Origin of the sequence: Dactylosporangium maewongense, assembly GCF_039531485.1 — a bacterium.
Taxonomy (GTDB): Bacteria; Actinomycetota; Actinomycetes; order Mycobacteriales; family Micromonosporaceae; genus Dactylosporangium; species Dactylosporangium maewongense.
Genome location: NZ_BAAAQD010000048.1, coordinates 14,223 through 34,420, shown reverse-complemented (window position 1 = coordinate 34,420; position 20,198 = coordinate 14,223). Strand labels below are relative to the sequence as shown.

Genomic DNA, 20,198 nt, shown 5'->3' with positions numbered 1-20,198 from the left:
GGCGTGATCCGGCCCGCCGGCGCCACGACCTTCACGTGCGGGCGGGTCGGCCGGCCGGTCGCCGGAGTCGTGCTGGTCTGTGTGCGGGACGCGCATCGCCCCTCGGCGCCGCGCATCCGCCGAGCGGGCTACCGACCCGTGCTCAGGTCCGGCGCTGCGTCGGCACCGTCGCCAGGGTCGCCCAGATCACCTTGCCCGCCGCGGTCCGCGTCGCCCCCCAGGCGCGCGCCGACCGCGCGACGATCCCGAGCCCGATGCCCCGGACGTCCAGCGGCACGTCCTCGCGCTGCACCGGCCTGATCATGCGGGGCAGCGCCGGATCGCCGTCCTCGACCGCGAGATGCAGCAGGTCCCAGCGGCGGGAGGCGGTCACGGTGAACGGCGTCCGCGCGTGCTGCACGGCGTTGGTCACGAGCTCCGAGATGATCGCCCGGGCCGGGTGCAGCAGCGCGCGCAGGTCCCAGGCCAGGACCGTGTCGCCGATGAACGACCGCGCCGTCGACGGCGCCATGGCCTCCGGCTGCAGGTCGAGCCTGACCCGGCCGAACGGTGGCGTCCTGTGGCTGAGCGCGTCCTGCGCCGCGGCCATGGTGGTGTAGATCGGGATCCGTGTCATGAGCCCGGCGCTGACCAGCTTGCGCCAGGTGGCGTCCGACGCCACGAGCACCAGCGGGACCGGCGGCTGGATGGAGCCGCTGTGCCGCTCGGCCAGGAGGACCGCGCCGACGAGCGCGGGGTTGGGCTGCTCGACCGCCGTCAGGTTCAGCAGCAGCGCCCTCGGATGCTCCGCCAGGCCCTTGCGCACCGCGGTGGCGAGGTCGGTCTTGACCCGCCCGTCGCACGGCCCGGCGACGGTGACCTCGACTGTGCCCTGCTCGATGTCGCTGCGCAGACCCACCCTTGACCCGATCACCGCCGCTCCACTTCTCTATCCATCCCGCTGGATCGGAATCCGCGCCCTCGGACCCGGAGTGTGGCCATCATCCAATAAGAATTGCGCTGCGGCAGCGAAACGGCCAATCCCGTTGGATTTGGCCTGTACTGTGGTCCCGCCGGATCGTCGCAAATCCATTGTTTTCCGGCAATCCGCCTCCCGGCCGCGTTCCCGGCCCGCGCCCCGATCACCGCGCGGGGAACGGGACCCACAGCTCGACCTCCGTGCCGATGCCCGGGCGGCTCTTGACGGTCGCGGTGCCGCCGAGGTCGTGGATCCGGCCGCGGATCGACTGCTCCACCCCCAGGCGGCCCGCCAGGGCCGCGTCCCGCAGCCGGTGCGGCTCGAAGCCGGCACCGTCATCGCGGACCGTCACGCGTACCCCGTCGTCCTCGTCCTCCAGGAGGATCCAGGCCCGCGCGCCCGGCCCGGCGTGCTGCCGGACGTTGTCCAGCGCCGCCTGGACCGCCGCGAACAGCTCGGCCGCCGGGGCGGCCGGCAGCATGACCGGGTCGACCGGGGCGGCGACGTCGACGGTGGGCGAGGACAGCCCGGTGAGCCTGGCCCGCAGGTCGGCCTCGGTGCCCGTGCCGGGTGGCGCCGGGTTGCCGCTGAGCAGGTTGCGCAGGGCCACCTCCTGCTCGCCGGCCAGCGCCGCCAGTTGGGCACCGGCGCCGCCGAGCTCCGAACCCTCGCGCTGGACCATGGCGAGGACCTGCAGCACGCCGTCGTGGATCGGCCGGGCCAGCCGGTCCCGCTCCGCGGCGGCCGCCTCCTGCCGGATCAGCTCGGCCTGCTTGCGCTCCGCCCAGCGCTCGGAGAGATGGTGCGCGATGCCCAGCCCGCCGATCGCCGCGGCCGACACCAGCAGCAGGATGCCGGCGGTGTCGAGGCGGAGCGTCGTGCCGATCGACCGCGGCGCCGCGCCACCCAGGTCGATCACCGGGGCGGTCTTGACGCCGGCGACGACGAGCACGCCGGCGATCGGGCCAAGGACCGCGGGGAGCGTGCCGCGCGGGGCGAGCACCGGCGCGGTCGCCCCGGCGACCGCGGTCGCGGCCCCGGTGACCAGCACGATCATCAGCAGCGCCGGCGTCGCACCGTACTGCCCGGCGAGCTTCTGCGGGTCGCCGCTCGTGCCCGAGAACGCGATGAACAGGCACGTCGCCGCGCCCACCGTGAGCGCGACCGTGGCCGCGACCCGCCACCTGGTCGCCGCGGCGGCCACGCCGATCGCCACCCCCAGCAGCGCGGCGGACCAGCGGGCGGGGCCCGCGTCCCTGGTCGCGAGCAGCGCGATCGCCAGCGGCGCGGAGACCGCGATCTGCGCCGTCGCCGCGGTCAGCGCCCCGGCCAGCGACCACACCCCGGCCAGCGTGGCCAGGACCACCGCCGCCGCGAGGGTCATCCCGCCGAGAATGGCGGTCCTGGCGTTCGGGGAGTTGGCGAGCGTCCGCCAGCTGACGCCCAGCAGGTCCGCGAGCCGCTCGGTGGAGAGCATGGCGAACGGCAGTGCCACGAGCGCCACCAGCCCGCCGGTGACGATCGGCCGCAGCCGCTTCCAGCTCCAGGCCTTCTCGTCCGGCAGTCCGACCGCCGCCGGATCGCCGCGCCGCCACCACCAGGTCGCCGGGGCGACGGCGGCGAGGCCGGCCACGACCAGCAACCCGCGCCAGATGGGCAGCGCCGGGTCCATGAACTGGTAGATGGTGCCCGGCAGGGCCTGGCCGAAGAGGCCGAACCCGATGACGAGGCCGGCCACGGCGGCGCCCAGACCCGGCGCGCCGGTGCACAGCAACCGCTGCGCGGCGCCCAGCGCCCCGATGGCGAGAAGCGGGAACGCCGCGCTGGACAGGTGGTAGAAGATCATCGTGTCCGGATACGGGACCAGGTCCGGCCACGCGATCGGCACGCACAGCAGCCCGCCGACCGTCAGCAGGTAGGGCCACCACCGCAGCAGGCACAGTGCCAGCACGGTCGCCGCGGTGGGGATCAGCGGCGTGTACGGGTCGGGCCCGTAGTACGCGTCGGGCCCCTGCACGCCGAGCCGCGGCGAGAATCCTCCCCCGTGCGAGGACTGCACCACCGCGACCAGCAGACCGCCGCCCAGACCCGCCAGCGCGATCCACCACCGCAACGTCCGTTCATGCATGTAGATGATCATGACCGATGGGCCGCGTGCGCGACGGCCGGGTGTGCCAGGCGGGCCGGGCGGCCTTCCGGGTGGTACTCGAAATGCCACCATTCGTTGTCATACATCCGGTACAGACCGTACCGCGCGCCGTACACCTCGAGCCAGCGCGCACCCTCCGACGGCCGCACGTCGAGGGCCAGACCCGCGACGTGCCGCGACTCGTCCGGCGGCAGCGTCCACCGCCGGGCCAGCTCCTCCGAGCCGCAGCGCTCGACCTGCGCGGCGTACAGCGCGGCCTGGGCGTCCGCGTCCCGGTGGCCGGAGGTCAGTCCGAGCAGCTCGCCGTGCCGCCACAGCGCCCGCGTGCGGGCCGCCTCGAACGCCGCCCGCGTCGCAGGGGTGAGACCGACCAGGTCCTCGGCCGGGAAGCGCAGGGTCAGCGCCCACTGGCAGGCGGTATGCCGCGCCCGCCCCGGCGTGACCAGCGCGGCGACCGGCGTCAGGGAGACGGCCAGCAGGCGGGTGACCGCGCGGTACAGCGGGTCACGGCGCCGGACGACACCGTGCCGTTGGGCGACCACCATCGATCGGTTCAGGGCCATGCACAGAACATTCCGCACCGGCGGCGGCCGGGCATGAGTAGAAGTACTCAGTCGAGCCCGTGCTCGAGTGCGTAGCGCACCAGCGCGCTGCGGTTGTGCAGCTGCAGCTTCCCCAGCGTGTTCTGCACATGGTTCTGCACCGTGCGGACCGACAGCCCCAGGTCCTCCGCCACCAGCTTGTACGGCAGGCCCTTGGCGACCAGCCGCAGGACCTCGGTCTCCCGCGCGGTCAGCTCGGGCCCGCCGCTCGTGGACCGGGCCAGTTTCCGGTACTCCCCGAGCACCAGACCGGCCAGCCCGGCGGTGAACACGGCCTCGCCCTCCGCGGTGCGCCGCACCGCCTCCAGGAACTCCTGCCGTCCCGCCGACTTCACCAGGTAGCCGGTGGCGCCCGCCTTCAGCGCGTCGAGCACGTCACGCTGCTCCCCGCTGGCGGACAGCATGAGGACGCGCACCTCGGGCAGCGCCTCGAGCAGCCCGCCGATCACCTCGACGCCGGACAGGTCGGTCAGCTGCAGGTCGAGCACGACCACGTCGGGACGGGCCGCCCGCGCGACCCGCAGCGCCTGGGCTCCCTCGCCGATCACGGCGGTGACAAGGTAACCCGCGTCGGTCAGATCCCGTGCCACCCCGTCCCGCCACATCGGGTGGTCGTCCACCACCATCACCCGCACAGGCACACCGATCACACCGGCCACCCTAGACGGCGGGGCTCTCCGGTGGTTGCTGCGGCGTCGCGAAGCACCGCCGAGGCCCTCACGACCCTGCTGCCGCTTCCCACAGCAACAGCTGCCGGTGGTGGCTGAACCCGTTGCGCGCATAGAAGTCGACCGCTCGCCGTCCTGAGTGGACGGTCACGTGCAGCAGCTCCCGCGCCTCGGCCTCGGCCAGGATCGCCGCCATCAGCGCACCGCCGACGCCCCGGTTCCGGTGCTCCTCGCGGACCATCACCGACTGCACGTCCCCGAACCGCCGCTGCGGCGCCCCGCTGCCGGGGACGCGCTCCGCGACGAACAGGAAGGCGCACCCGACCACGGCTCCGTCGATCTCGGCGACGAACGGCAGGTGCGCCTCCGCGTGCGCGGCCACCCAGCCGGCGAACTCGTCGAACTGGTCCGGCCCGATCCCCCGCAGCTCCGCGAGCGCCGCCATGTCCGCCGGTCCCGCCATCCGCACGATCACCCGGCGGAGTCTATGCGAGCGCCGGCGGCACCGGCAGCAGGGCCGGCGCCGCCGTCGCGCGTGCCGTCAGCAGGGGGTGAAGAACACCTGCCTGATGCCCGACGTGACGCCCCAGCTGCCGGAGGGCTGGCCGCAGCCGGTCCACGACTGCCCGATGACCTGGGTCTTCGCGGCGTCGGCGTAGTAGGCGAAGACGATGAGAAGGTCACCGCCGGGCGGGGGTGGCGGGATCGCCCCGGCGGGGGTGGCGGCGCCGGCGATCACGGCACCGGTGACCAGCAGCGCGAGCATCGTACGACGGATCATGTCCATCCCTTCGACAATGGTCTATGTCGTGACCATCATCGGCGCTCGCGGCCGGCACCACAATGCGTCAGCGCGGGGTGGCGCCGGCGGCGCCGGTCAGCCACAGGTCGGAGTTGCCGACGTCGTAGCCGCACCAGTCCTTCAGCACGACCCGCATGGTGTTGAGGCCCGGCTCGAACAGCGTGCGGATGTTCTCGGCCGCGCGGGAGTCGACGGTGGTGTTGCAGTTCAGGCTGAAGTCGCGCTGCCAGCGCCGGGTCGAGCCGGTCGGGGTGACGACCGTGATGTCGACGATGTCGTCGACCGAGAACGGGGCGGTGCCGTCCGCGCTCGCCGACAGGTACACGGCGGCGGTGCCGGCGACGCGGACGTCCCAGGTGCGGTCGTAGAAGACCTCGCCCTCGCGGGCGGCCGGGCGGTCCAGGGCGGTGGCGAGCCGGACCGCCGTGCCGCCGCGCAGGCCCGGGACGCGCAGGGAGAGCCAGGCCGGGATCGGGCCGTCGTCGAGGCGCAGGTGGACGTTGCGGTCGTCGGCGCGGCCCCGCTTGTCCACCGTCCGCACGTTCAGGCCGACCTGGACGCTGCGGCCGACGAACGTCGCGAAGAGGGGGCCGCCGCTGTCGCCGCCGACCAGCAGGCCGTACGGCGTGCCGGGGCGGGTCTGCAGGCCGTAGCCGGCGAGCAGCTCGGGCGTGCGGGCCGGGGCGACGTGCTGCATGTCGGTCTCGCCCCAGCCGGCGATCTCCAGCGGCAGCGACGGCCAGTCGACGGGGCCGGTCGGCGGCGAACGCGACCACGGCCGCCAGGATTCTGCGCAACATGGGTCCGACCCAACCGGCTCGGCCGCCCGCCGGACACCGGCGTTCTGCCTGGTCTCGCGGTCGTTCGGGCCCGCGGGACGGACCGGTCGCGGCCGACGTCGCACCGACCAGGGGACAGCGCGGCCTACGCGGCGCCTACCGTTCGGCGGTCAGCCGGGTCTCGAAGCCGATCCGGTCGCCGCGGTACAGCGAACGGACCCGCTCGATGGGCGTGCCGGTCGGGTCGCGGCTGACCCGCTGCATGAGCAGCATCGGCAGTGCTGGGTTGGTCTGCAGCAGCAGCGCCTCGCGCGGGCTGGCCAGGGCGGTCTCGATCCGCTCGGTCGCCTCGGCCCAGACGACGCCGAGCTCGTCCTGCATGCAGCGGTACAGCGAGCCGCTGGGGTCGAGCACGTCGAGCAGCGTCGGGTAGCGCTCGACCGGCAGGCAGGTGCTCTCCAGGCCGAGCGGTTCGCCGTCGGCGAGCAGCACCCGCTCCAGATGGATGACCGGTGCGGCCGGCGCGATCTCCAGGGTGGCGGCCAGCTCGTCGTCGGCCGGGATCTCGCCGATCGTGACGACGATGCGCGACGGTGTGCGGCCCATGGCCCGCAGCGCCTCGGTGTAGCTGGCCAGCGACAGCGGATGGATGAGCTTGGGCCCGGCGACGAACGTCCCGCGCCCCTGCCGCGCGCTGAGCCGGCCCTCGATGACCAGCTCCGAGATCGCCTGGCGGACCGTGGACCGGGCGACGCCGAACCGGGCGGCGAGGTCACGCTCCGGCGGGAGCAGCGCCCCGACGCCGAGCTCGGCGATCTCGTCGAGGATCCGCGCCTTGACGGCGTAGTACTTCGGGACCCGGCCGTGCGCGGGGATGCCTGAGTGGTGCAGGGAGACCGACACGGGGCAACCTTACGGCGCGCCCGCTTCATAACGGAACCATAACAGGTGCGAACCTTTGTGGCTCGTTCGCTGCGAACTACGGCTCGTTGGCGGCCCGTTCACCTGTGCTCCCTACGTTGACGCCGCTGATGAGGAATCCGAACGAACGACTGAACCCGCAGGTCAAGAAGGGTTGAACATGAAGGTCTCCACCCGGGTCGCCCTCGGCGTCGCCGCCGTGGCGGTGCTGCTGGCCGGCACCACCGCGTGCTCCTCCGACGACGACACCACCTCCACCGCCGCCGGCGCGTCGGCCGCGGCCGGCAAGTTCGCCAAGGACTCCGGCACGCTCGTGTTCGGCGTCGTGCCGGACACCGCCTCCACGCAGCAGAACTACAAGCCGCTCGAGGACTACATCGCCAAGATCTCCGGGCTCAAGGTCGAGTACCGGGAGTCGTCGGACTACGCCGCCCTCATCGAGGCCGCGGTCTCCGGCAAGGTCGACATCGCGAGCTTCTCCGGCTTCACGTACGTGACGGCGAAGAACAACGGCGCCAAGATCACGCCGTTCGCCTCCATCATCACCAAGAAGGGCCAGGAGCCCGGCTACTACTCCGAGGCGATCGCCCCCGAGGGCTCCTCCATCAGCAAGATCGAGGACTTCAAGGGCAAGAAGGTCTGCTTCGTCAGCCAGACCTCGACCTCCGGCTACCTGTACCCCAGCTACAACCTGCTCAAGGCCGGCATCGACCCGACCAAGGACGTGACGCCGGTCTTCGCCGGCAAGCACGACGCGTCGGCGCTCAAGGTCTCCCAGGGCTCCGAGTGCGAGGCCGGCTTCGCCGAGGACGTCGCCGTCGAGGCCCAGAAGGGCCTGAAGGTCATCAACAAGACGTTCGTCATCGGCGCGCCGATGACCCTCGCCGACGGGCTGCCGGCCGACCTCAAGACCAAGCTGGTCTCGGGCCTGCAGAACGTCACGATCGACCAGATCCAGGCCGCCGGTGTCGCCGGCGCGGACAGCGACGCCTTCAAGAAGACCTTCTACGCCCTCGCGCCGGTCGACGACGCGAAGTACGACATCATCCGCGATCTGTGCAAGCAGACCAAGGCCGCGGCCTGCGGCAACTGAGGTAGGGACGATGACTGTCAGCGACGCGCCCGCTGTCGAGGTGCACGGGCTCAGCAAGACCTACGGGCAGGTCACCGCGCTGCGGGACGTGTCGCTGACGGTCACCCGCGGGGAGATCGTCGTCCTGCTCGGGCTCTCGGGCTCGGGCAAGACGACCCTCCTGCGCCACATGAACGGCCTCGAGACGCCGAGCGCGGGCGACCTGCGCGTCCTCGGCGAGGACCTCACCCGCCTGCGCGGCCGCGACCTGCGCCGGCTGCGCGGCCGCATCGGCATGGTCTTCCAGCAGTTCCACCTGGTCGGCCGGCTCACGGTGCTGGAGAACGTCCTCACCGGCGCCCTCGCCGGGCTGCGCGGCCCGCGGATCGGCGTCGCGTCCTACCCGCGGGAGCAGCGCCGGCGGGCACTGACCCAGCTCGACCGGGTCGGCCTGCTCGACAAGGCCTACCAGCGGGCCGACACGCTCTCCGGCGGCCAGCAGCAGCGCGTCGCCATCGCCCGGGCGCTGATGCAGCGGCCCGAGATCCTGCTCGCCGACGAGCCGGTCGCGTCGCTGGACCCCGAGTCCAGCGACCAGGTGATGGCCCTGCTGCGCGACATCGCCGCCGAGGACAAGCTGACCGTGATCTGCAGCCTGCATCAGGTGGAGCTCGCGCTCGCCTGGGGGCAGCGCATCGTCGGCATGCGCAGCGGCAGCGTCGTGCTCGACACGCCCGCCGCCGGTCTCACCCGCGAGACGGCGATGCGCATCTACGGCCGGATGACGGCGTCGCTGGCGGAGGTCCAGTGAGCGCCACCGACCTGCCCGAGATGCCGGTGCTGGACCTGGACCGGGTCGTGAAGCGCCCCGCACCGGCCCCGTCCACGATCGTCGCGGCCGGCCTGCTCGTCGCGCTGGTGGGGTTCGCGGTCTGGTCGTTGAACGAGATCGGCTTCACGGCCGAGACGTTCACCGAGAGCGCCGACAAGGTCGGGCCGTTCCTCGACCGGATGCTGCCGCTGCGCTTCCCGCCGGTCCAGGAGCTGCTGCGCTCGATCGGCGTCACCCTCGGCGTCGTGCTGTGCGGGACCGCGATCTCCGCGCTGCTGTCGGTGCCGGTCGCGTACATCTCGGCCCGCAACACCAGCCCGCTGCCGTGGCTGGTCCCGATCGGCCGGGCGATCGGCGTCGTGGCCCGCGCCGTGCCGGACGTCGTGCTGGCCATGCTGTTCGTGCTGCTCTTCACGCTGGGCTCGCTGCCCGGCATCCTCGCGATCGCGCTGCACTCGATCGGCATGATCTCGAAGCTCTTCGCCGACGCCATCGAGCAGATCGACGAGGGCCCGCGCCAGGCGATCCGGGCGACCGGCGCCTCCCGGGCCCAGGAGTTCTGGTCCGGCATCTTCCCGCAGGTGCTGCCCTCCTGGATCGCCACGACGCTGCACCGCAGCGACATCAACCTGCGAGGGTCGGTCCTGCTCGGCTACGCCGGCATCATCGGCCTCGGCTACGACCTGCGCCTGTCCCTGGAGTCGCTGAACTACCACAAGGCGATGGCGTTCGCCCTCGTCATCTTCGGCCTGTGCGTGCTGTTCGAGATCGTCTCGACCGTGATCCGGGCCCAGCTGCTCGGCGCGGCGCCGACCGGCCGCAGCCTCGGCTCCCGGCTGGCCCGCCGGCTGCCGGCGCCGGACCTCCCCGTCACCGCCGCCGTCCCCGCGACCCATGACCGGGACGCGGCGGTGGCGGCCGCGATGCGCCGCCCGTGGAACGCGGACCGCGTCAGGTCCACGGCGGCCGTCGCCGGCGCGGTGACCGTCATCGTGGCGGCCGTCATCGGGTCCGAGGCGAAGTGGCTGGACCTGTTCCGCTTCTGGGGGCAGATCCCGTTCCTCCTCGACCGGACCTGGCCACCCTCGATCGAGCCGCGCACCTGGGCGGACGTCTTCGACGCGCTGCTGGTGACGCTGGAGATCGCGGCGGCGGCCACGCTGCTGAGCGTCGTGCTGTCGCTGCTCGTCGGCCCCCTCGCGGCCCGCAACGCGGCCCCGAACGGCCCGACGCGGGCGGCCGCCCGGCTGCTGCTGCTGGTCGTCCGCTCGGTCCCGGAGCTCATCCTGGCCATCGTGCTGATCATCGTCACCGGGCTCGGCCCGCAGGCCGGCACCCTCGCCCTCGGCTTCGTCGGCGTCGGCCTGCTCGGCAAGCTCATCGCGGACTCCCTCGAAGAGGCGGCGCCAGGCCCGCAGGTCGCCGTCCGCTCCGTCGGTGCGACCCGCACCCAGGTGTTCTTCTCCTCCACCGCGCGGCTGAGCGTCCCCGCGTTCGTCGGCCACACGCTCTACCTGCTCGACTCCAACATCCGCTCGGCGACCGTGCTCGGCATCGTCGCGGCCGGCGGCATCGGCTACTACCTCGTCGACGCCACCCGGGTGTCCCGCTACGACCAGGTCACCGCGTTCGTCATCGTCCTCGTGGCCGTCGTGCTGGTGGTCGAGGCCGTCTCCGCCGTCATCCGCCGGGCGCTGCGGTGAGCGCCGCCCCCGCCTTCGACCTCGCCGTCGTCGGCGCCGGGATCGTCGGGCTCGGCCACGCCGCCGCGGCGCACGCGCGCGGGCTGCGGGTCGTCGTCGTCGAACGGTCCACCGCGATCCACGGCGCCAGCGTGCGCAACTTCGGGCACGTCTGCATCACCGCGCAGAGCGGGCAGGCGCGCGAATACGCCGAGCGGGCCCGCGAGCTCTGGCTGCGCTACGCGCAACGGGCCGGCTTCTGGGCCCGCGAGTCCGGCACCGTGATCGTCGCCCGGGCCGCCGACGAGCTGGCCGTCCTCGAGCAGTGGCGCGAGGACGAACCGGCCATGACCCTGTTGCGCCCGGACGAGGTCAGCGACCGGGCGCCGGTGACGGGTGCGGTCGGCGGGGCCTGGCTGCCCCGGGACCTGCAGGTCGACCCGCGGCAGGCCGCCCCGGCGCTGGCCCGGCACCTGGCCGGGGCCGGCGTCGAGTTCCGCTGGCGCACCTCGGCCCTCGGCGTCGACGGCGGCGTGCTGCACACGTCCCGCGGCCCGATCCGCGCCGGCGCGGTCGTCGTCGCCGTCGGGCACGACGTCGACCAGCTGTTCCCGCACGTCGCGGAGGCCGCCGGCGTCGTACGCTGCGGCCTGGACATGCTCCTGGTCGACGCCGGGGCCCTGCCGTCGCCGCTGAGCGCCCCGATCCTCACAGGATGGTCGCTGCTGCGGTACTCGGCCACCAACGCGACCCCGGCGGCCGCGGCCCTGCGCGAGCGGCTCTCGGCCGAGCACCCCGACCTGTACGCGCTGGACCTCAACCAGATGTACACGCAGCGCCCCGACGGCACCCTCATCGTCGGCGACACCCACTACCGGGACGCCGCGGTCGCGCCGTTCCAGGCCGAGTCGTCCTTCGCCGCGCTCGCCGACGTCACCCGCGACCTGTTCGGCCTGCCCGGCCTGCCGGTCCGCGAACGGTGGCAGGGCGTCTACGCGTCGGCGCCGGAGGAGTTCCTGGTCGCCGCGCCCGCGGACGGGCTGCGGGTCGTGTCGGTCACCACCGGCATCGGCATGACCACCGGCCTCGGCCTGGGCGACGCGACCGTCACCGACCTGTTCGGAACCACCTCATAGATGGGAAACGAGAACATGCGATTCGAGACCGTGGTGCTGGACCTCGCCGGGACGACCGTCGTGGACGACGGCCTGGTCGAGCTGGGCTTCGAGCGGGCCTTCGACCGGGTGCTGCCCGGCGACCCGGGCCGCGCGGCCGCCGTCGAGCACGTGCGGGCGACGATGGGGCAGTCCAAGATCGAGGTCTTCCGCGCCCTCGCCGACGAGGCCACGGCGCAGCGCCTCAACCAGGCCTTCGAGCAGGCCTACGCCGAGTTGGTCGAAGAGGGCCGGTGCACGCCCATCCCCGGCGCCGAGAAGGCCGTCCGCGAGCTGCGCGAGCGCGGCCTGGCCGTGGTCTTCACCACCGGGTTCGGCCGCGCCACGGCGGACGCCGTCGTCGGCGCCCTCGGCTGGCGGGACCTGGCCGACGCCGTGCTCACCCCCGCCGACGCGGGCCGCGGCCGCCCGGCCCCGGACCTCAACCTGACCGCGCTGCTGCGGACCGGCGCCGGGTCCGTCGACGCCCTCGTCGTGGTCGGCGACACCGAGTCGGACGCCGCCTCCGGCGTCGCCGCCGGGGCCGGCCTGGTCGTCGGCGTCCTCACCGGCGGCCGCGCCGAGCCGGCGCTGCGGGCCGCGGGCGCGCAGCACGTGCTCGGCAGCGTCATCCAGCTCCCCGCCCTCATCGACGCCGTCATCGACGGCCGGCGCTGACGTGGGCGGCGACGTGGGCGGCGACACGGTGCGGTTCGCCCGCTGGGACGGCGCCGGATCGCCCTTCCGCGTCGTCAGCACCGCGCTGCCGGCGCGGCTGGACGCCGGCGAGGTGCTGGTCGAGGTCGAGCTGGCCACGATCTGCGGCAGCGACCTGCACACCGTCGCCGGCCACCGCCCCGCCCCGACGCCGACCGTCCTCGGTCACGAGCAGGTCGGCCGGGTCGTCGCCGCGGCCCCCGGCGCCCCGGTCCGCCCGGGCGACCGGGTGGTCTGGTCGGTGACCGTCTCCTGCGGCGCGTGCCCCCGCTGCACGCGCGGCCTGGAGCACAAGTGCGTGCGGCTGCGCAAGTTCGGCCACGAGCCCGTCGACGGCGGCTGGACCCTCAGCGGCGGCTTCGCCACCCACGCGGTCCTGCCGGCCGGGACCACGATCGTGCCGGTCCCCGAGGACCTGCCCGACGTCGTGGCCGCACCGGCGTCCTGCGCGACCGCGACGGTCGCCGCGATGCTGGACGCCGCACCGCCGCTGCCGGGCCGCCGCGTGCTCGTCACCGGCGCCGGCCTGCTGGGCGTCACGGCCGCCGCGATGTGCGCCACGGCGGGCGCCGAGGTCACGGTCAGCGACCCGGATCCGGCCCGGCGCCGGCTCGCCACCCGCTTCGGGGCCGACCGCGTGGCCGCCCCCGGCGAGCCGCTGACCGGCTTCGACGTCGCCCTGGAGCTGTCCGGCTCGGCCACCGCGGTCGAGGGCTGCCTGGCCGCCCTGGACGTCGGCGGCCACGCGGTCCTCGCCGGCTCGGTCTCCCCCGGCCCGCCGGTCACGATCGCGCCGGAGCGCTTCGTGCGCAACCTGCTGACCGTGACCGGCGTGCACAACTACCGCCCCGGCCACCTGCGCCGGGCCGTCGCGTTCCTCACCGGGCACGCCGGCCGCTTCCCGTTCGCCGAGCTGGTCGGCGAACGCTTCGGCCTGGCCGAGCTCGACCGAGCCTTCGCGGCGGCCGGCCGGTCACCGGCGCTGCGCCAGGCCGTCGAACCGCGTCGCTGACCACGCCGCCACCGGACCGGACCGGTCCTCGCCGGACGCCCGCCAGACCCGCCACCGGACCGGCCTGGCCCTTGCAAGGCGGCCGCCGGACCCGCCGCCGGACCGGTCGCAGCGCGATCGCGCCGCGACGCGGCCGGTCCGATGGGTGCCGCGTCAGGCGGCGCGGTCGACCGGGAACACCAGGTGGGTGACCCGGTCGCCCTGGATGCAGACGGTCGGGTCGCCGAGCAGGGCGTCCCCGGCGGCGAGGTCGCCGAAGAACGGCCGGCCCTTGCCCATCACCACGGGCACCAGATCGACCGCGACCTCGTCGAGCAGGCCGAGCTCCAGGCACTGCCCGGCGATCGTGCCGGCGGTGACCGACACGATCCGGTCGCCGGCGATCTCCTGGGCCTTCGCGACCGCCGCCGCGACGCCGTCGGTGACGAAGTGGAACGGGGCACCCGGATGCGCCGCCACCCATTCGGCGGGCACCTGATGGGTGACCACCACGACCGGCATGCCCATCGTGTGCTGCCCGCCCCACCCGTCGGTGAAGTCGAAGAGCGTCCGCCCGCAGACCAGCGCACCGATCTGCGAGACCCACTGCGTCCAGTAGTCGGCGCTCGGCCGGCTCACGTGGAACGTGAAGTGCCCGGCCACGGTGGGCAGCTCCACGTCCCCGTTCTGGAACCAGTCGAAGAGACGCCCGATCGTGTTGTCGTCCTTCGCGATGTACCCGTCCAGCGACATCGACGCCGATGCCACGACCTTGCCCATGCATCCTCCTTCGTCCCGGACGCCACCCGAGGAGCCAGCATGCACCATGGCCGGCCCGCACCGGCGGCGATCAGCAGGACGATCAGCAGGACAGGGTGCCGCTGCGCAGGGCGTGGCCGTTGTCGTTGCTGTCGTCGGCCCACAGGACCTGCTTCGTGCCGCCCGAGCACGCGGGGCTGAAGGCGAGGCCCTCGTTGTTGTAGTTCGACATGCCGGAGGGGCGGTTGTAGGTGGCGGTCGGGGCGAAGGTGCCCTGCGCGTTGATGGTCAGGGTGGTGGAGCGGCCGGAGCAGGTGTCGTCGCAGGCGGCCCACAGGCGACCGGTCGACGGCTCGTACTCGAGGTCCATGACGGCGGCGAGGCCGGTCGGGAACGCGGCGACCCGGGTGTAGGCGGTGCCCGCGAGGTTCAGCGCATACGCGTAGACGGTGCCGGTGGCCTCGGCGCCGACGAGGTACAGGCCGGTGCCGTGGCCGGCGTACGACGACGGCGTGTAGGCGCCGCCGGTGCGCTCGTCGCGGAAGCCCGCCGCCACGAGGGCGGTGTCCGGCACCCACGCGATGGCCTCCAGGCCACTGTTCGCGGCGGTGCCCGGCAGGTCGGCGGTGAGGTTCCACTCGGCGGAGGCGTTCACCGTGCTGCCGGAGGGGTTGTACCGCAGGATCTTCTGCAGGCTGGTGCCGCTCTTGGCGTTGTCCCGCTCGGTCACCACCATGATCCCGTCGGGGGTGACGACGACACCCTCGGCGTCCGGGTCGCCGCTGCCGTTGGCGTAGCGCAGCGTGTACGTGGCGGCCTTCTGCCACGTCGTGCCGTTCGGCGTCAGCCGGTAGAGCGTGCCGGCGCCGTTGCGGACGGCCCAGACGACGGACGCGGACTCGTACGACAGGCCGCTGAGGTTCTCCCCGAAGGCGTTGCTCGCGTCGGCGTTGGCGACCGCCGACCCGCCGGGCCACGCGGCCGGGGGCGGCGGCGGGCACGCGTTCGCGGTGCCCTTCGTGGCGGCGCTCGTGGTGACGAAGCTGCCCGTGCCGTTCGGGCAGCGGCCGTACGTGCTGCTCGCGTGGCTCGACCAGGTGTAGGAGTCGGCGAGGATGCCGCCGGGCTCGTACAGGCGGACGCTGTCGGCGCTGCCGAGGCCGAACGCGCCCTCGACATCGACGGCGAGGTACGCACCGGGGGCCAGGCTCACGCCGCCGCCGATGACGTACTGGTGGGCGTCGTCGTTGTCCTTGACGACCCATCCGGCGAGGCGGACCGCGGTGGTGCCGGTGTTGGTCAGCTCGACCCAGTCGCCCGGGCTGCCGCCGCTGGACTCGACCTCGTTGATCCGCACGCCGGTCGCCGCCGCGTGCGCCGCGGGGGCGGGCAGCAGCGGGACGGTCAGCGCGGCCACGATGACAGCTGTGAGGGACTGGCGAACACGCACGAAGGACGCTCCAGACATGGACGGATGTCGAAGTTCGCAGCCTTCCTGACGGCGACGTCGGCCCGTTGAACGCGCCGCGAACAGCGCCCGTCGCGCCGGCAGCTTCTCCCGCCCTCGGCTCCGGTCAGCGGGAGCGGTTCAGCCGGCCGGGAGCTCCACCGTCAGGTGCGTGCCGCTGCCGGCGGGGCTGTCCAGGTGCAGCAGGCCACCGAGCGCCGCGACCCGGGCGGCGACCATGACGATCCCGCCGCCGATGACCGGCTGCGCGCCGCCGACGCCGTCGTCCGCCACCGCCACCTGCACCGTCCGGCCGTGCCGCTGGACCGTGACGACCGCCCGCCGGGCGTGCGCGTGCCCGGCGACGTTGGCGAGGGCCTCGCAGATCACCGCGTACGCCGTCGAGGCCACCGCGTTCGCCGCCGGCCCGACGTCCACGGTCACGACGACGGGGAACGGCATGGCCGCGGCGAGCCCGCGCACCGGCGCCCCGAGGTCGGGCCCGGCCATGCCGTCGGCGAGCACCAGGTCGCACAGGCCCCGCAGCGCGTGCCGCAGCTCGGTCCCGGCCCGCGCCCGCGCCTCGGGGCCGGTCGCCACGCGGGCGGCCGCGGCCAGGTCCCGCACCCGCTGGTGAGCCGCGTCGTCCCGCCCGCCGCCGGCACCGCCCAGAGGGCGGCCGGCACCGTCCGGGGCGCGGCCGGTGCCGTCGGGGTCGGCGCCTCCGCCGGAGGTCTCGTCGCGTCCGGCGGGCGCGGACCGCTCGCGCCGCCGGCGCGGACCGGTCGTGCTGAGCCACGGGCCGAACATTCCCTCGCCACCTCACCCTTCCCGCGGGCGGAAGCACCCGTACAGACAAGGGGCGTATCGCCGGCCTGCCGCGTTACCGGCACGGGCGGCCCGGGAACCCGGGCCGCCCGCGGTGCCGCTCAGCTCAGGCGGCGGGCAGCGTCGTCGTCCACAGCACCGCGCCGTCGAGGTCGCGGAGGCGGACGGTCAGCGCCCTGGTGTGCGGGTCGATGTCGACCTGCCCGAAGTGCTGGAATCCCTCCATCGGCGAGGCGTTCGCGCGCGGTGGGGCGTGCACGAACGCGGCCTGCGGCCCGAACGTCGCGTCGAGGGCGTTCGGCCCGAACGCACCCGCGTTCGCCGGCCCGGACACGAACTCCCAGAACGGCGTGAAGTCCTGGATCGCGGCCCGCGCGGGGTCGTAGTGGTGGGCGGCGGTGTAGTGCACGTCCGCGGTGAGGAAGACGATGCCCCGTACACCGTGACGGTGCGCGGCCTGCAGCACCGACGCGAACTCGAGCTCCCGCCCCAGCGGCGCGCCCGGGTCGCCCTGCGCGACGCCCTCCTGCGCCGCGGCGCCGTCGGGGACGACCAGGCCCAGCGGCAGGTCGATCGCGATGACCTTCCACGTCGCGCGCGAGCTGAGCAGCTCCCGGGTCAGCCACGCCCGCTGCTGCGCGCCGAGCAGCCCCCGGGACCGGTCGGCGTAGGTGTTGCCGTCGTTGGCGTCCTTGAAGGTGCGCATGTCGAGCTTGAACAGGTCCAGCAGCGGGCCGTAGGACACCTTGCGGTACACGGGCCCGGGGCTGATCGGCTGCCACTCGTAGAACGCCTGCCTGGCGCGGGCGGCGAGCACGTCGACGCGCTTCTCCGTGTACCGCGCGTCGTCGAGGATCTGGCCGGGGAACCAGTTGTTGCGGACCTCGTGGTCGTCCCACTGGTTGAGCTGCGGCACCTCCGCGGTGAAGGCACGCAGGTTGGCGTCGAGCAGGTTGTACGCGTACTGGCCGCGGTACTCCTGCAGCGTCTCGGCGACCTTGCTCTTCGCCTCGGTCGTCACGTTGCGCCACACCCGCCCGTCGGGCAGCGCGACGGTCTCCGGCACCGGCCCGTCGGCGTAGACGGTGTCGCCGCTGCACAGGAAGAAGTCGGGGCGCACGTCGCGCATCGCGCGGAAGATGCGCATGCCGCCGACGTCGGGGTTGATGCCGTAGCCCTGGCCGGCGATGTCACCGGTCCACACGAACCGCACGCCCTCGTGCCGGGCCGGGATGCGCAGCGAGCCGCCGACCGGCTCGCTCACCCGGCCGTGCCCGGCGTCGGCGCGGACCCGGTAGTACGTGCGGCGCCCCGGCACCAGGCCGTGGATCCGCAGGCTGCCGGTGAAGTCGCTGCCGGCGGCGAGCACGGGGCCGCGCAGCGTCCGCGCGTGCCGGAAGTCGGGGCGGTCGCTGAGTTCCACGAGCATCCGCCCGGCCCGGTCGGCCCGGGTCCAGATGTTCGCCGCCGAGCCGAACGCGTCGCCGCTCTGCACACCGTGGGTCAGCACCGGCCGGCCGTCGGGCACGAACGCGACGGACGGCGTGGCCGGCAGCGCGGACGCCGTGACGGCACCGGCCGCGACGGCCGCCGAGGTGCCCAGCACCCGCCGGCGGTTCCAGGTTCCAGAAGTCATGCCCTTGGTCTACGCGAGCGGGCCGATCGACCGATGCCATCGACGTGAACGGCTCCGGACCACTTCCCGGCCGCAGCGTTACCGGCGTCGCGGGGGCGCCCGCCGTCGGACGGCGCTCGTCAGCGACCCGTGAGGAGCGCCGCGAGGTCGGCGGGGTGGGTCATCGGGGCGTCGTGGTCGCTGTCGATGAGGTGGTACGGGGTGCCGGCCGCGTCGAGGCGGGCGCGGGTGACGGCGGCCGGGTAGCCGGGTGGGGTCGCGGTGCAGAAGATGTGCGTGCGCGGCACCGACGCCGAAGCCGCCGTGTGCGTGGGCATGGGGTCCAGGGAGGGGGCGAGCGGGGTCGGGCAGAGGCGGGCGTTCATCCAGGCGGCCGTGTCCTCGTCGAGGCCGGCGCCGGCCTGGAGGGGCTTCGGTTGCAGCCACAGGTCGCGGGGCAGGTCGGGAACGGGCCCGAGGAGGGCGGCGGCGCGTTCGCCCGGCAGGGGCTCGGGCGCGTCGACGAAGACGAGCCTGGCCAGGCGGTCGGCGCACCTGGGCGCCGCGGCGGCGATCGCGATGCCGCCCTGGCTGTGGCCGGCGAGGACGACGTCGTGCAGGTCCTCCTCGGTCAGGAGGTTGGCGACGTCGAGGGCCCAGGTGTCCAGGGAGGGCGGCTCGGCGGTGAGGTGGCGGCGGTCGCCCATGCCGGTCAGCGACGGCGTGTGCACCTCGTGCCCGGCGGCCGTCAGCAGGCGGCGGACCCGCGACCACGACCACGCGCCGCGGAAGGCGCCATGGACCAGGACGAACACGGTCACGGCCGGTCCTCCAGCACGACCTCGCCGGTCATGCGGGGATAGGTGTCGTACGGGCGGAGGTGCTCGTACATGGCTTCGGTGTGCTCGACGTAGCCGGGTGTGCGGGTCGCCTCGGCGTAGGAATCCGCCGTGTCGAAGAGGCGGATGTGGGTGAAGTGCGTCGGGTCGTCGGCGTCGCGGACCAGCCAGCGGCCCCGGAAGCCGGGATGGGCGGCGAAGTAGTCGGCGAACCGCGCGGACAGCGCGACGTACGCGTCGGCGTGGCCCTCCGCGTCCCGGGTCCAGGCCTGGCTGACGACGACGTGCATGGGACTCCCCTCGTTCCGCTGTGAGAACCGATGTTTCCATCTGGACGCGGTCTGCGGAAGCCCCCGGGCTACCCGATGACGTCGGACGGCGGGCGGCGGTTCGTGAAGCACGTCGACGGTGCGTAGCCGAAGCGGAGCACGAGCTGCGGGTCGTGGGACCGGTGCAGGGCGAGCCGCACCTGCTCGCGCACGGCCGGCACCTCGATCGGCTGGGAGAACAGCGCGGCGGCCAGGCCGAGGTCGGCGGCGAGCAGCAGCAGCCGCTGCAGCACGATGCCGGCCCGCAGCTCGTCGGCGGGCCGGTCGCCGTGCACGCCGAACACGGCGACGACCGGGCCGCGGCCGGGGTCGCGGGTGCCCTCGTGGCCGGGGCCGCCGAAGTCCCGTCGGGTCATCAGCTCCCCCGGGTGTGGCGTGGCGCCGGCCGCCCGCGGCCCGACACCCTCCACGTCCTGGTCGGCGCCGGTGCTCCAGGCGCGCAGTTCGGCCAGGTACCGGGGGTCCGCGCGCAGCTCCGTGTCGGCCTCATGGGTGAGCGCCGCCAGGGCGTGCAGGTCCGGTCCGTCCTCGACCAGGTCCAGCCAGCCGCCGTCCGACTCGACCTGCCGCACGAGCTGGGTGGTGACGCCGGCGGCGACGGCGGTGTCGGCGAACGGCGACCGGTTGGTGTGCCGGCGCCAGATCTGCCAGTGCAGGCGGCGCTCCAGCGGCGTCGGCGGCCGCGGTACGGCCGGCGTCAGGTGCACCGCGCCCGCATGGGTCGCGACGTCCGCGGGCGCCTCGGCGACCGCGAGCGACAGGGCGAGGTTGGCCGCCGCGGCGCCGCACGACACGCGCGCGGCCCGGCCGTCCGGGTCCGTGGCCGGCAGCGCCCTCGCCGGGTCGACGCGCACCTCGATGCCGCCCTCCGTGCGGCGGAAGCGCCACGGCTGGCTGTTGTGGATCGACGGCGCCCGCACGGCGTCGCCGACCGCGGAGACGAACGTGTCCTGGTCCCACATGGATGCCCCCCGGCGGGTGCGCACGGTATCTGCCGGGTACGACGCTTCCCCGGGACGCCGGGCGACCGCCAGAGGCGAAGGTCCCGTCCACC

General features: G+C 74.2%; 21 protein-coding genes. 6 read left to right on the top strand and 15 right to left on the bottom strand.

Annotated elements, in window-relative coordinates:
* Positions 1–142 precede the first annotated feature (142 nt).
* The 8 genes from ABD332_RS55945 to ABD332_RS55910 form a co-directional block, all read right to left on the bottom strand.
* Positions 143–913: an ATP-binding protein gene (locus ABD332_RS55945; RefSeq protein ID WP_344514624.1), complete on the bottom strand. Its 771-nt coding sequence runs from the start codon at positions 911–913 to the stop codon at positions 143–145.
* A gap of 208 nt (positions 914–1,121) precedes the next feature.
* Positions 1,122–3,086 carry a sensor histidine kinase gene (locus ABD332_RS55940; protein ID WP_344514622.1) on the bottom strand — a complete coding sequence of 655 codons (1,965 nt, stop codon included), beginning with the start codon at positions 3,084–3,086 and terminating at the stop codon, positions 1,122–1,124.
* An 8-nt stretch (positions 3,087–3,094) separates the two neighbouring features.
* Entirely contained in the window at positions 3,095–3,670 is a 576-nt protein-coding gene (locus tag ABD332_RS55935; RefSeq protein WP_344514621.1) for a D-alanyl-D-alanine carboxypeptidase family protein, read from the bottom strand.
* Between the two features lie 47 nt (positions 3,671–3,717).
* The gene (locus tag ABD332_RS55930; protein ID WP_344514683.1) at positions 3,718–4,335 is read right to left on the bottom strand and encodes a response regulator; all 618 of its coding nucleotides are present in this window, start codon (positions 4,333–4,335) and stop codon (positions 3,718–3,720) included.
* Between the two features lie 91 nt (positions 4,336–4,426).
* Positions 4,427–4,852 carry a GNAT family N-acetyltransferase gene (locus tag ABD332_RS55925; RefSeq protein WP_344514620.1) on the bottom strand — a complete coding sequence of 142 codons (426 nt, stop codon included), beginning with the start codon at positions 4,850–4,852 and terminating at the stop codon, positions 4,427–4,429.
* A gap of 66 nt (positions 4,853–4,918) precedes the next feature.
* Positions 4,919–5,158: a DUF6289 family protein gene (locus ABD332_RS55920; protein ID WP_344514618.1), complete on the bottom strand. Its 240-nt coding sequence runs from the start codon at positions 5,156–5,158 to the stop codon at positions 4,919–4,921.
* 67 nt (positions 5,159–5,225) lie between these two features.
* A complete protein-coding gene (locus ABD332_RS55915; RefSeq protein WP_344514616.1) occupies positions 5,226–5,876 on the bottom strand; it encodes a hypothetical protein in 651 nt (216 codons plus the stop codon).
* 238 nt (positions 5,877–6,114) lie between these two features.
* A complete protein-coding gene (locus tag ABD332_RS55910; protein ID WP_425552460.1) occupies positions 6,115–6,861 on the bottom strand; it encodes a GntR family transcriptional regulator in 747 nt (248 codons plus the stop codon).
* Positions 6,862–7,039: 178 nt separating this feature from the next.
* Between ABD332_RS55910 and phnD the strand changes: the two genes are divergently transcribed.
* From phnD to ABD332_RS55880, 6 genes are read left to right on the top strand one after another with little or no spacing between them, the layout of a single operon-like run.
* Positions 7,040–7,972, top strand: a complete 933-nt coding sequence (gene phnD, locus ABD332_RS55905; RefSeq protein WP_344514614.1) for a phosphate/phosphite/phosphonate ABC transporter substrate-binding protein — start codon at positions 7,040–7,042, stop codon at positions 7,970–7,972.
* Positions 7,973–7,982: 10 nt separating this feature from the next.
* On the top strand, positions 7,983–8,762 hold the full coding sequence (gene phnC / locus ABD332_RS55900) for a phosphonate ABC transporter ATP-binding protein (protein WP_344514612.1): 780 nt from the start codon (positions 7,983–7,985) through the stop codon (positions 8,760–8,762).
* Positions 8,759–10,486: a phosphonate ABC transporter, permease protein PhnE gene (gene phnE, locus ABD332_RS55895; protein WP_344514610.1), complete on the top strand. Its 1,728-nt coding sequence runs from the start codon at positions 8,759–8,761 to the stop codon at positions 10,484–10,486. The genes phnC and phnE overlap by 4 nt, the downstream gene beginning before the upstream one ends.
* The gene (locus tag ABD332_RS55890; protein ID WP_344514608.1) at positions 10,483–11,601 is read left to right on the top strand and encodes a TIGR03364 family FAD-dependent oxidoreductase; all 1,119 of its coding nucleotides are present in this window, start codon (positions 10,483–10,485) and stop codon (positions 11,599–11,601) included. Before phnE ends, ABD332_RS55890 begins: the two co-directional genes overlap by 4 nt.
* Positions 11,602–11,616: 15 nt before the next feature.
* Positions 11,617–12,297 carry an HAD-IA family hydrolase gene (locus ABD332_RS55885; RefSeq protein ID WP_344514606.1) on the top strand — a complete coding sequence of 227 codons (681 nt, stop codon included), beginning with the start codon at positions 11,617–11,619 and terminating at the stop codon, positions 12,295–12,297.
* Between the two features lies 1 nt (position 12,298).
* Positions 12,299–13,348 carry a zinc-binding dehydrogenase gene (locus tag ABD332_RS55880; RefSeq protein WP_344514604.1) on the top strand — a complete coding sequence of 350 codons (1,050 nt, stop codon included), beginning with the start codon at positions 12,299–12,301 and terminating at the stop codon, positions 13,346–13,348.
* A 153-nt stretch (positions 13,349–13,501) separates the two neighbouring features.
* Here the strand turns inward: ABD332_RS55880 and ABD332_RS55875 are convergent, their stop codons facing one another.
* The 7 genes from ABD332_RS55875 to ABD332_RS55845 all read right to left on the bottom strand — a co-directional run bounded on the left by ABD332_RS55875 (position 13,502) and on the right by ABD332_RS55845 (position 20,106).
* Complete coding sequence (locus ABD332_RS55875; RefSeq protein ID WP_344514602.1) at positions 13,502–14,107, bottom strand: dihydrofolate reductase family protein; 606 nt, start codon at positions 14,105–14,107, stop codon at positions 13,502–13,504.
* A gap of 82 nt (positions 14,108–14,189) precedes the next feature.
* On the bottom strand, positions 14,190–15,503 hold the full coding sequence (locus ABD332_RS55870; RefSeq protein WP_344514600.1) for a lamin tail domain-containing protein: 1,314 nt from the start codon (positions 15,501–15,503) through the stop codon (positions 14,190–14,192).
* A gap of 171 nt (positions 15,504–15,674) precedes the next feature.
* The gene (locus ABD332_RS55865) at positions 15,675–16,343 is read right to left on the bottom strand and encodes a sensor histidine kinase (protein ID WP_344514599.1); all 669 of its coding nucleotides are present in this window, start codon (positions 16,341–16,343) and stop codon (positions 15,675–15,677) included.
* A gap of 124 nt (positions 16,344–16,467) precedes the next feature.
* Positions 16,468–17,997 (bottom strand): alkaline phosphatase D family protein, encoded by a 1,530-nt coding sequence (locus ABD332_RS55860; RefSeq protein ID WP_344514597.1) that lies wholly within the window; start codon positions 17,995–17,997, stop codon positions 16,468–16,470.
* Positions 17,998–18,116: 119 nt separating this feature from the next.
* Entirely contained in the window at positions 18,117–18,797 is a 681-nt protein-coding gene (locus tag ABD332_RS55855; protein WP_344514595.1) for an alpha/beta fold hydrolase, read from the bottom strand.
* Positions 18,794–19,105 carry an antibiotic biosynthesis monooxygenase family protein gene (locus ABD332_RS55850; RefSeq protein ID WP_344514593.1) on the bottom strand — a complete coding sequence of 104 codons (312 nt, stop codon included), beginning with the start codon at positions 19,103–19,105 and terminating at the stop codon, positions 18,794–18,796. The genes ABD332_RS55855 and ABD332_RS55850 overlap by 4 nt, the downstream gene beginning before the upstream one ends.
* A 68-nt stretch (positions 19,106–19,173) precedes the next feature.
* Positions 19,174–20,106: an Acg family FMN-binding oxidoreductase gene (locus tag ABD332_RS55845; RefSeq protein ID WP_344514592.1), complete on the bottom strand. Its 933-nt coding sequence runs from the start codon at positions 20,104–20,106 to the stop codon at positions 19,174–19,176.
* Positions 20,107–20,198 lie beyond the last annotated feature (92 nt).